The sequence below is a fragment of the Kitasatospora sp. NPDC127111 genome, assembly GCF_042677465.1.
GTDB lineage: Bacteria > Actinomycetota > Actinomycetes > Streptomycetales > Streptomycetaceae > Kitasatospora.
This window is the reverse complement of record NZ_JBHXTG010000067.1, coordinates 1-11152: the sequence shown is the minus strand read 5'-3', so window position 1 is coordinate 11152 and position 11152 is coordinate 1. Positions and strand designations below refer to the sequence as shown.

Annotated in this window: 7 protein-coding genes; all 7 read right to left on the bottom strand. The window is 74.4% G+C overall.

Annotated elements, in window-relative coordinates:
- Window positions 1-71: 71 nt before the first annotated feature.
- Window positions 72-1172 carry an HAD-IIIC family phosphatase gene (locus ACFVHB_RS31095; protein ID WP_380328878.1) on the bottom strand — a complete coding sequence of 367 codons (1101 nt, stop codon included), beginning with the start codon at window positions 1170-1172 and terminating at the stop codon, window positions 72-74.
- A 55-nt stretch (window positions 1173-1227) separates the two neighbouring features.
- The gene (locus tag ACFVHB_RS31090) at window positions 1228-2343 is read right to left on the bottom strand and encodes an acyl-CoA dehydrogenase family protein (RefSeq protein ID WP_380328876.1); all 1116 of its coding nucleotides are present in this window, start codon (window positions 2341-2343) and stop codon (window positions 1228-1230) included.
- Window positions 2336-2626, bottom strand: coding sequence for an acyl carrier protein (locus tag ACFVHB_RS31085; protein ID WP_380328874.1), 291 nt, complete (start codon window positions 2624-2626; stop codon window positions 2336-2338). The genes ACFVHB_RS31090 and ACFVHB_RS31085 overlap by 8 nt, the downstream gene beginning before the upstream one ends.
- A complete protein-coding gene (locus ACFVHB_RS31080) occupies window positions 2623-3486 on the bottom strand; it encodes a 3-hydroxyacyl-CoA dehydrogenase family protein (protein WP_380328872.1) in 864 nt (287 codons plus the stop codon). The genes ACFVHB_RS31085 and ACFVHB_RS31080 overlap by 4 nt, the downstream gene beginning before the upstream one ends.
- A gap of 80 nt (window positions 3487-3566) precedes the next feature.
- Window positions 3567-6548: a condensation domain-containing protein gene (locus ACFVHB_RS31075; protein WP_380328870.1), complete on the bottom strand. Its 2982-nt coding sequence runs from the start codon at window positions 6546-6548 to the stop codon at window positions 3567-3569.
- 5 nt (window positions 6549-6553) lie between these two features.
- Entirely contained in the window at window positions 6554-7390 is an 837-nt protein-coding gene (locus ACFVHB_RS31070) for a hypothetical protein (RefSeq protein WP_380328868.1), read from the bottom strand.
- Between the two features lie 111 nt (window positions 7391-7501).
- On the bottom strand, window positions 7502-11152 hold a 3651-nt coding region (locus tag ACFVHB_RS31065), incomplete at its 5' end, for a beta-ketoacyl synthase N-terminal-like domain-containing protein (protein ID WP_380328866.1).

Here is an 11152-nt window from a genome sequence, read left to right as displayed (position 1 = left end):
ACCGTGAAAGGCGCGCCGGTTGATCGGCGCGCCTTTCCGAACGGCCGGGGGGACCCCGGTGTCCCTCACCGTCAGGCGACGGCGTCCCGCACGGCCGCGACGGCGGCCAGTTCCGGCGAGGTGAGCCGCATCGTCGTCGGCCCCTCGCGACGGTCGGCGAGCAGGTGCAGGCGCTGGACGCCCTCGCCGCCGGGCTCGCCGAGGACGGCCAGGCAGGCGCACGGGTCGTTGGCGAAGCCCGCGAACCGGTAGGCGATGTCCATCATGCGGTTGCGCTCGGTCTGCTTGAAGTCGGCGACGAGGTGCACGCCGGCCTGGGCCGCCTGGTCGATCAGCCAGTTGAGGATGACCGCGCCGGCGCCGAAGGTCACCACGCGGCACGAGGTCGCGAGGAGCTTGAGGTGCCACAGCTCCCGGTGGCGCTCCAGGAGGAGCACGCCCACGGCGCCGTGCGGGCCGAACCGGTCGGTGAGGGTGACGGTGAGGACCTCGTGGTCCGGGTCGGCCAGCAGGGCGCGCAGCGCGGCGTCGGAGTAGTGGACGCCGGTCGCGTTCATCTGGCTGGTGCGCAGGGTCAGTTCCTCGACCCGGGAGATGTCGTCCTGGTCGGCCCGCTTGATCTCCATGACGAGGTCGAGGGTGCGCAGGAACTCCTCGTCGGGGCCGTTGAAGGTGCCCTTCTCGGCGTCCCGGCGGAAGCTGGCCTGGTACATCTCGCGGCGGCGCCGGGAGTCGACGGTGACGATCTCGGGGCTGAACTCGGGCAGTCCGGTCAGCTCGGCGGCCTGGTCGGCCCGGTAGCAGCGGATGTCGGGCGCGTGGTAGTTCACCTCGGCGCGCTCGTTGGGCATGTCGTCGATGAACGCGACGGCCTTCTCCGCGAAGTTGAGCCGCTCGGCGATCAGCTTGACCGCGTCGGACTTGCGCCCCCACCCGATCTGGGGGTGCACGAAGTACTCGGCGAGGCCGAGCTCTTCGAGGCGGTTCCAGGCGAGGTCGTGGTCGTTCTTGCTCGAGACCGAGTGCAGGACTCCCCTGGAGTCGAGCTCGACGATGGTTTCGCGGATTCCGGGGAACGGTTCGACGTTCGGGTCCTCCAGCAAAGTGCCGTCCCAGACGGTGTTGTCCAGGTCCCAGACCAGGCACTTCACGAGGGTTGGCTTCTCAGCCACGGGGTTCTCCTACCAGCTTCGGTCGGACTTCGGTCGGACTTCGGTCGGGCGGACGTCAGTCGGTGAGCGAGAGGGCGTGGTCGGCCAGGATCAACTGGCAGATCTCGTTGCTGCCTTCGATGAGCTCCATGAGCTTCGCGTCCCGGAACGCGCGGGCCACCACGTGCCCGTCCTCGGAGCCGGCCGACCCGAGGAGCTGGACCGCGGTGGCGGCGCTCCGGGCGGCGTGGCCCGCGCTGACGTGCTTGGCGAGGACCGCCATCAGGCCCATGTCCGGTGCGGCGGAGTCCCATTGCGCGCTGGCGTGTTCGCACGCGCGCAGCGAGACCTGCTCGGCGATGAGCAGCTCCGCGAGGTGCCCGCGGACGAGCTGGTGCTCGGCGAGCGCCACGCCGCCCTGGTGCCGGTGCTTCGCGTGCCGGGTGGCGGCGCTCAGGCAGGCCCGGAGGATGCCGGCGCAGCCCCAGGCGATCGACACGCGCCCGTAGGAGAGCGCGGTGGTGAACAGCATCGACAGGGGCTGCCCGCCGCCGCCCAGCACGTGGGTGGCCGGCAGCCGGACGTTGTCGAGGCGGATGTTGGCGTGGCCGGCGGCCCGGCAGCCCATGGGGTTGGGCACCAGCTCGATGTGCACGCCCGGGGCGTCCACGGGGACGATCGCGGCGGCGGCGCCCTCGCCGTCACCGTGCCGGCCGATGATCAGGACGAAGTCGGCGTAGCGGGTGCCGGTGACCCACTTCTTCTCGCCGTCGATGACGAACCCGTCCCCGTCGGCCTTGATGCGGGTCCGCATGGCCGCCAGGTCGCTGCCGGCGCCCGGCTCGCTGAAGCCGACGGCGGTGAGCTTCCCGCTGGTCAGCTCCGCGAGGAAGGTGCGCCGTTGGTCGCGGTCGCCGAAGCGCTGGATCGTCCAGGCGACGATGCCCTGCGAGGTCATGATGGACCGCAGGGAGCTGCACAGGCTCCCGACGTACGCGGTGAGTTCGCCGTTCTCCCGGCTGCTCAGCCCGAGACCGCCGTGGGACGCCGGGACCTGCGCGCACAGCAGGCCCTTGGCCCCCATGGTGCGCAGCAGGTCGGTGGGCAGTTCGCCCGCGACGTCCCAGGCGGCGGCCCGGGCGCCGACGAGCCCGCCGATGAAGGCGCGCTCGTCGGCGAGTCGGTCAGGCATCGCCGGCCGCTTCCGGGTCGCCCTTCAGGCGCAGCACGAGGCTGGTCATGCCGGCGACGGTGCGGAAGTTGTCGAGCTTGAGGTCGGCGCCGACGATGGCGATGTCGTACGCCTCCTCCAGGTGGACGACGAGCTGCATCGCGAACATGGAGGAGACCACACCGGACGCGAAGAGGTCCTGGTCCAGCTCGACGTCGGTCTTGATGCGCTCGGTGAGGAAGCCGAGGATCTCCTTCTGGAGAGTCTCGGCGGTCAGCGGGGTGTTGTCCGCGTGGACGGTCATGAGGCGACCTTTCCGTAGTCGTAGAAGCCCCGGCCGGTCTTCCGGCCGAGGTGGCCGTCCCGCACCTTTTCGAGCAGGAGGTCACAGGGGCGGCAGCTCTCGTCGCCCCGGCGCTCGTAGAGCACGTTCAGCGAGTCGACCAGGTTCTCCAGGCCGATGAGGTCGCCGGTGCGCAGCGGGCCGGTGGAGTGTCCGAGGCAGCCCTCCAGCAGGCCGTCGACGACCTCGACGGAGGCGACGCCCTCCTGGACGAGCATGGCCGCGGTGTTGATCAGCGGGTGCAGCAGGCGGTTGATCACGAAGCCGGCCGAGTCGTCGATGACGAGGGCCTCGCGGCCGAGGACGGCGAGCAGCTCGACGGCCTGCTCCAGGATCACGGGCTCGGTGCGCGGGCCGCGGATGACCTCGACCATCTTGATCATGTACGAGGGGTTCATGAAGTGCACGCCCACGAGGTCCTCGGGGCGCACGATCCAGTCGGCCATCTCGTCGATCGGGATGCACGAGGTGTTGGAGATCAGGGTCGTGCCGGGCTCGACGACGCGGGAGGCCGCGGAGAGGACCTCCTGCTTGACCTTGTCGACCTCGGTGACGGCCTCGATGACGGTGGTGGCGTCCGCGATGTCGTCGAGGGAGACGCTGGTGGTCAGCGTGCCCTGCGGGCGGTCCGCCGGCAGCACGCCCATGAGCTGGGCGTGCCGCAGCTTCTGCTTGATGGTCTGCCGTGCCGTCTCCAGCACGGTCTCGTCGACGTCGACCAGGACGACGGAGACGCCGTGGCCGAGGGCGAGCGCCGAGATGTTGGTGCCCATCACGCCGGCGCCGATGATGGCGAGGCGGTGCTCCTCAAAAGCGGTCATGGATTCTTCCCTGCGGTTTCGTGAGCCGGTTCCTGACGGCCGGCCCGGTCGTGGTGACGCGGGGTGCCGCCAGCCGCCCGTCAGGCGCGCAGTAGCGCGGCGAGGGCGGTGGGGGTCGGGTGCTTGAACACGTCGCCGAGCTCAAGGGACGTACCGGTGAGTTCTTCGATCTTCTGCGCCAGGACGGCCGCGAGCAGCGAGTGGCCGCCCGAGGCGAAGAAGTCCGTCTGCGGGGTCGCCTCGACGGTGAGCAACTCCCGCCAGATCCCGACGAGTTCGCGGACGAGCGGGTCGTCCGTCCGCTGCTCCTGCCGGTCGGTTCCTTGCTCGACCGCCTTCCGGGCGAGCGCCAGGAGCGCGTCCCGGTCGGGACGGCCGTCGGGTGTCCGGGGCAGGCCGGCCAGGCGGACGAGCCGCCCGGGGACGGCGGTGGCGAGGTCGTCGGCGCCGGCGGCGTCGACCGTCTCGGCGAAGGCGACGACGGTGTGCCCGCCGTCCGGCTGCGGCACGGCCAGGGCCGCGGCCGCGGTCACCCCGGGGCGGCCGAGCAGGACGGCCTCGACGTGGCCGAGGTCGACGGGGCCGTCGGCGGTGGTGATCCGGCGGTCGATCCGGCCGAGCCGTTCGATGGTTCCGTCGGGCCGCCGGCGGGCGAGTTCCCCGGTGCGGTGGTGGCGCCCGTACCGGGCGTCGGTCGGGAAGGCGGGGTCGTCCGGGTCGCTGAGGGCCAGGCTCGTTCCCGCGAGGAGGAGTTCGCCGCGGACGCCGGGGGGCAGCTCCCGCCCGTCGGGGGCGGCGACGAAGGCCCGGGTGTGGGCGACCGGCCGTTCCCCGGTCGGCCCGTCGGGGCCGTCCACCGGGCCGGACAGGGCCCAGCCGGTGGTCTCCGGGCTGCCGTGGCCGCGGTGCAGCCGGCAGCCGGCCGCGAGGAGCCGGCCCGCCGTCTCGGCGGACAGCTCGTCGCCCCGGGCCAGGACGGTCAGGCCGGGCTGCTGCTCGGCCAGGTCCGCCAGGATGCGGGCGGGGGTGCCCGGCGGGACCACGGCGACGGTCGCGTCGTGGCCGCCGGCGGCGTCCCGGAGCGCGGCGCCGTCGGTCCGGGCCGCGTCGGGGACGACCACGCAGTGGCCGCCCGCGCCGAGCGCCAGGAAGACGTCGAAGAGCGCGTCGAACGTGGCGGGCGCGGCGAGCGCCGGCACGCCGGTGCCGGGCCCGACGCCGAGTTCGGCCGCGAAGTGGCCGACCGCGGCCGCGAGGCCCGCGTGGCTCAGGACGGTGGCGACCGGCTGCCCGGCGTCCCCGCAGGTGTGGAGCACGCAGGCGGGACCGGCCGGTCCGCCGTTCGCGTCCGCCGCGGCGGGACCGGGCGCCGGGGCGCCGGCCAGCGGCAGGACGGGGGGCAGGTCGCCGTCGGCGGGCAGCCGGACGCCGGTCCCGGTGAGGACGGCCCGCACGCGGGAGCGCGCGAGCTGCCGGGTCAGCCAGGACGGGTCGTGCCCGGGGTCGAGTGGCAGGCAGACGGCGCCGGCCCGCCAGACGCCGAGGACGGCGGCGGCGGCCTCGCCGCGGGGTGCGGCCACCGCCACGGTGTCGCCCGCGCGGACGCCGGCCCCGGCCAGCAGCGAGCGGACGGCGGCCGCGGCCTCGTCCAGCTGCCGGTAGCTGACGGTGTGCTCGCCGTCGACCACGGCCGGGGCGTCGGGCGTCCGCTCCACCCAGGAGCGGAACGCCTCCGGCACCGTCGGGTACGCGGCCGGGGCCGCGGTCGCGTTGCCCCGCTCGACGGCCCGGCGGTCGGCGTCGCTCCAGCCCGCCGTCTCGCCGAGCGGCCGGTCCGGGTCCTGCGCGGCCGCGACCAGCAGGGCGTCGAACCGGTCCAGCATCGCCTCGACGTCGGCGCGGGCCAGCGTCTCGGAGTACCGGAACACGACCTCCGCGCGGGACGGCGAGCCGACCAGCTCCAGGTCGAACTTGCTGTGCGGGTTCTCGACCGTCACCACCCGGGCCGCCATGCCGTCGACCGACAGCTCGACGGCCGGTGCCTCGGGCAGGAAGTTGAACAGGTGCCGGAAGAGCTGCGTCTGCCAGGACGCGCCGATCCCGGGGAGCTCCCCGGTCAGCTCGTCGACCGGGGTGTCGGCGTGCGCCATCGCCCCGAGGAACGCGTCCCTGGCCCGGCGGGCGAGGGCCCGGAAGCCCTCGCCGAGGTCCACCCGGATCCGGATCGGCACGACGTTGACGTGGTAGCCGATGGCGCCGGTGTTCGCCCCGCGGACGTTGACCGGGGAGCCGACGACGAGGTCGGGCCCGGCGCCGTGCGAGGCGAGCAGCGCGGCGTACGCGGCCAGCATCACCGCGCCGAGCGGCGCCCTCACCGCGCGCTGCAGCCCCACCACGGCCTGCTGCGCCCCGGCGGAGAGCGCGCGGCCCGCGCTCGCGCCCGCCAGCTCCGGCTGCCGGCCGCGCGGGGTGCCGCACCACAGGTCGAGGCCGTCCGGCCGGAAGCCCTCCAGGGTCTCCCGCCAGTAGGCCAGGTCGGCGGGCCGCGGCTCCGGCTCGGCGAGGGCCGGGGCCGGCGCGGTCGCCTGCGCCGGCACCGGCCGCCCCGCCGCGATCGCGTCGTAGACCGGGATGAACGCCTGGAGGAAGAGGGCGACGGAGACCATGTCGAACACCAGGTGGTGCACCGCCACGCAGAGCACGTCGCCGTCCGGGTGGGCGGCGAGCCCGACCCTGACCAGGGGCCGCCCGTCGAGCGCGAAGGGGCGGTCGGTGAACGCCGTCAGGTCCCCCTCCAGCGAGCCGCCCGACAGCGCGAGCGGCTCGATCTCCACGGCGAACCCGTCCGCGGGGACGACCTCCTTCACCAGGTCCGCCCCGGTCGTGCGGTAGACGGTCCGCAGCACCTCGAACCGGCCGGCCACGATGGCCAGGGCCGCCCTCAGCGCGTCCGGCCGGAGCCGGCCACTCACCTGGAGGCCGAGCCCCAGGTTGTTGACCCCGGTCCCCGGGACCAGCTGCTCCAGCAGCCAGAGGGCCTTCTCTTTGCTCGAGGTCTTCATCTCACTCAGAATTCGGCGCTGTCGAGCAGGGCCCGGACCGTGGAGTCGTCGCGCAGGAGGTCGACGTGGCCGATCTCCAGCTCGATCCGCCGGCCGAGCGCCTTGGCCGCGTTGACCACGGTCGCCGCGCCGCTCCGCTCCAGTTCGGCGTAGTCGGACGAGGTGATGGAGAGCGACTCGCCCCACGCCCGGCTCGGGTCGATCTGGGAGGCGGCGGAGAGCCACGTCATGTACGACTCGAAGAGCAGGACGACCTCGTCCCGGCGGGCCTCGGCGAGACCGATCCGCTGGAACGCGATGGAGGCCATCTCGCGGTAGAGGTCCACGATCTCGACGGCGGCGTCGATCAGGCCGATCGACGGGGTGCCGACGATTTCGGCGGCCCGCTTCCGGGCGTGCTCGGCCTCCTCCGCGGAGAAGACCGGGCCGGCCAGCCCGATCATCTTGTGGATCTCCGACTCGAGCAGCTGCAGGTCGGTGACCTGGGCGTCGAAGAGGATCACCTTGGGCGCCTTGCCCTGCTTCTCCGCCAGGCGCTCCGCGATCTCCCCCGCGTAGACGCCGCCGACGCAGTAGCCGAGCACGGCCACCACCTCGTACTTCTCCCACTCGCCGTCCCGCAGCCAGAAGTCGGTGTAGAAGTCGCCGGCCGGCCGGTCGGCCAGCCGGACCGGCGGGGGCGTGGTCTGCAGGATGCCGTGGCCGGACCAGGCCGAGCCCATCTTCTCGGCGAGGTCCTCGAACCCGGCCTCACGACGTCCGGCCGCCGGGAAATCGATTCCGAGAATCAGGGAGTTCGACGTGGGGGCGGTTATGACGCTCCAGGCGTTCTCGTTCGGCACTTTCTCATCCCATCTTCGGAGTCGGATGGCTGGTTTTCCTGCGGTGCGGCCCGCGGAACTGATCTTCGAAAAACCGGTCGGCCGCCGGTGCGGTCCCGGATTGCCGGATTCTCATTGGTCCCCGGCACTTTCCCGGAGCGTCGCCGTCAGCTCGCCGAGCAGGAACTTCGCGATCGCTTCCGGCATGTAGAGGTCATAGACGAAGCCCTCCGGCAGTTTAAGGCCGGTCAGCTCGGTGACGCTTTCCCGCAGTTGAACAGCCGTCATGGAATTCATGCCCATCTCGAAGACGTCGCCGTTCGGGCGGACGGGGTCGACCGACGCGTAGCCGAGAATCGCGGCGATCTCCTGGCGCAGCAGGTCGAGCATCAGCTCCTGCTGCTCGGGCCGGGAGAGGCCGGCCAGCTGCCGCACCCAGGCGAGGTGCCCGGGACCGGTCTGCGCCCCGTCGTCGCCGGCCTGCGGGCCGGTGGGCGGCGCGAGTTCGCGCTCCCGCCGGCGCCAGCTCGCGAGCTGCGCCAGCACCGTGCCCAGCGGCGTGTCCTCCCGCAACGGCCCGTCCAGGCCCAGGACTTCGGCCAGCGCGGCCATGTCCTTGTCCTCCAGCGCGGCCCAGAACCGCTGCTCGCCCGGTGAGGCCGAACCGGCCGCGGCCGGTTCGGAGCCGGGCCTGCGGGCCGGCGGCTGCGGCCAGTAGTGCTCGCGCTGGAAGGCGTAGGTGGGCAGCTCGACGCGGCTCCCGCCGCCCAGGACCGCGGCCCAGTCCACGGTGATCCCGTGGACGTGGAGGGCGGCCAGGCCGGCCGTGAACGACCGCAGTCCCCCCTCCCCGTGCCGCAGCGTCCCGGTGACGGCGGCCTCGGTCCGCAGGCCCTTGTCGTCCAGGGCCCGGGTGACGGCCGTGGTGAGCACCGGGTCGGGGCTGACCTCGACGAACGCGCTGTACCCGGCCCCGGTCAGGGCGTCCACCAACTCCCCGACCGGCACGGTGTCCTGCGGGCTCCCCCACCAGTGGGCGGCGCCCAGGTCCGCGCCCTCGACCCAGGCCATGGCCCGGGTGGAGAACACCGGCACCGTCCCCGCCCGCGGGCGGACGGCGGCGAGCTCGGGCCCGTCCGGGTCCACCCCGGCCGGCGAACCGCCGGCCAGCACCGCGATCCTGGCCGCGTCCGCCAGCGACAGCACGCCGGCCACCTGCGCGGCCGCGAGCTCGCCCACGGCGTGCCCCGCGACGGCGGCCGGGTGCACGCCCGCCGAGCGCCACAGCGCGGCCAACGACACCATCACCGCCCACAGCACCGGCCGGCGGACGTCGGGGCGGTCGAGCGCCGGCCCGGCCGGGCCCTCGCGCAGCACCTCGGTCACCTTCCAGTCCACGTAGGGGGCCAGGGCCTCCTCGCAGGCGGCGATCCGGGCCGCGAACACCGGTGCCTCATCCAGCAGTGCGGCGGCGGAACCGAGCCACCCGGAGTCGCCGCCGGGGAAGAGGAACACCGGCTTGCGGCCCGCGGCCGCGGTGCCGGTCAGGACGTCCCTGGTCGGCACGCCGGCCGCGACCACGGCGAGGCCCGCGAGCAGGCCGTCCCGGTCCTCGCCCAGCACGACCGCCCGGCGGTCGAAGAGCGTGCGCGTCGTGGCCAGCGCGAACCCGACGTCCACCGGGTCCACCTCCGGTCGGTCGAGCAGGAACGCACGCAGCCGCCCGGCCTGGGCCCGGAGCGCCTCCGGGGTCCGCCCGGACAGCACCCACGGCACCACCGCCGGCGGGGCCGACGGCGCCGCGGGAACGACCGTGCCGACCGGCACCGGGGCCTCCTCGACGATGACGTGCGCGTTGGTGCCGCTGATCCCGAACGAGGACACGCCCGCCCGGCGCGGCCGCCCGTCGGCCTGCCACGGCACCGGCTCGGTCAGCAGCCGCACCCGGCCCTCCGACCAGTCGACGTGCGGCGTGGGCTCGTCCACGTGCAGCGTCGCGGGCAGCCGGCCGTGCTGGAGGGCGAGGACCATCTTGATCACACCGGCGACACCGGCCGCGGCCTGGGTGTGCCCGATGTTGGACTTCACCGAGCCCAGCCAGAGCGGCCGGTCCTCCGGCCGGTCCTGCCCGTACGTCGCCAGGATCGCCTGGGCCTCGATCGGGTCGCCCAGCCTGGTGCCCGTGCCGTGCGCCTCCACCGCGTCGACCTCGTCCGCGCGCAGGCCGGCGTTGGCCAGCGCGGCCCGGATCACCCGCTGCTGCGAGGGCCCGTTGGGGGCGGTCAGCCCGTTGGACGCGCCGTCCTGGTTGGTCGCGCTGCCCCGCAGCACGGCGAGCACCCGGTGCCCGTTGCGCTGCGCGTCGGACAGCCGCTCGACCACGAGCACGCCCGCGCCCTCGGCGAAGCCGGTGCCGTCCGCCGCGGCGGCGAACGCCTTGCAGCGGCCGTCCGGGGCCAGCCCGCGCTGCCGGGAGAACTCGACGAACGTCCCCGGCGTGGCCATGATCGTCACGCCTCCGGCCAGCGCCATCGAGCACTCGCCGGATCGCAGCGCCTGCGCGGCCAGGTGCAGTGCCACCAGCGCCGACGAGCACGCCGTGTCGACCGTCACCGCCGGCCCCTCCAGGCCGAAGGTGTAGGCCAGCCGGCCGGACAGGATGCTGGTCGCGATCCCGGTCATCAGGTGGCCCTCGGCCTCGGCCCCGCCGTGCGCCAGCACGCTCATCTCGTACCCGGACGTGTACCCGCCCACGAACGTGCCGGTCTGGCTGCCGCGCAGGGACGCGGGGTCGATCCCGGCCCGCTCGAAGGCCTCCCAGGACAGTTCGAGCAGCAGCCGCTGCTGCGGGTCCATCGCCAGCGCCTCACGCGGGCTGATCTCGAAGAACCCGGCGTCGAACGTGCTCGCGTCCTGCACGAACCCGCCCGCCTGGGTGTACGAGGTGCCGGTGTGCGCGGCGTCCGGGTCGTACAGGGCCTCCAGGTCCCAGCCGCGGTCGGCGGGGAACGGCGAGATGGCGTCCTGCCCGTCGGCGATCATGCGCCAGAGGTCCTCGGGGCCGGTCACCCCGCCCGGGAACCGGCAGCTCATGCCGACGATCGCGATCGGCTCGTCGTGGGCCGCCGCGCCGACCGGCACCGGGGCCGCGGGCGCCGTGGCCGGCCCGCCGCCGAGCCGTCCGCGCAGGTGTCCCGCGAGGACGGCCGGGCTCGGGTAGTCGAAGACGAGCGTGGCCGGCAGCCGCAGTCCGGTCGCCGTGGTGAGCCGGTTGCGCAGCTGGACGGCGGTGAGCGAGTCGAAGCCCAGGTCGGTGAAGGCCCGGCCCGGCTCGACGGCGTCGGCGGAGGCGTGACCCAGGACGGCGGCGACGTGCCCGCGCACCAGGTCCAGCAGCAGCTGGTCGCCGTCCGCGGCGGGCAGCGAGGCGAGCTGCTGCCGCAGCGAGTCCGCGCCCGCCCCGCCGGAGGCGGCGCTGCGCCGGGCCGGACGGCCGGCCAGCGCCCGCCACAGCGGCGGGACCTCGCCGGTGCGGGCCGCCTGGGACCGCAGTCCGGCCAGGTCCAGCCGGGCCGGCACCAGGACCGCTTCGTCCCGGGTGAGGGCGAGGTCCATCAGGGCCAGACCCTCGGCCGCGCTCAGCGCGCTGGTCCCGCTCCGGGTCATCCGGGACCGCTCCGAGTCGGTCAGCTGCCCGGTGAGGCCGCTGACGTTCGCCCACAGGCCCCAGCCGAGGGACGTGCCGGGCAGTCCGGCCGCCCGGCGGTCGGCCGCCAGCGCGTC

Bases quoted from the DNA above. Each gene is read 5' to 3' on its own strand.
- ACFVHB_RS31080 (WP_380328872.1), bottom strand. From the start codon at position 3,486: ATGACCGCTTTTGAGGAGCACCGCCTCGCCATCATCGGCGCCGGCGTG.
- ACFVHB_RS31085 (WP_380328874.1), bottom strand. From the start codon at position 2,626: ATGACCGTCCACGCGGACAACACCCCGCTGACCGCCGAGACTCTCCAG.
- ACFVHB_RS31090 (WP_380328876.1), bottom strand. From the start codon at position 2,343: ATGCCTGACCGACTCGCCGACGAGCGCGCCTTCATCGGCGGGCTCGTC.
- ACFVHB_RS31075 (WP_380328870.1), bottom strand. From the start codon at position 6,548: ATGAAGACCTCGAGCAAAGAGAAGGCCCTCTGGCTGCTGGAGCAGCTG.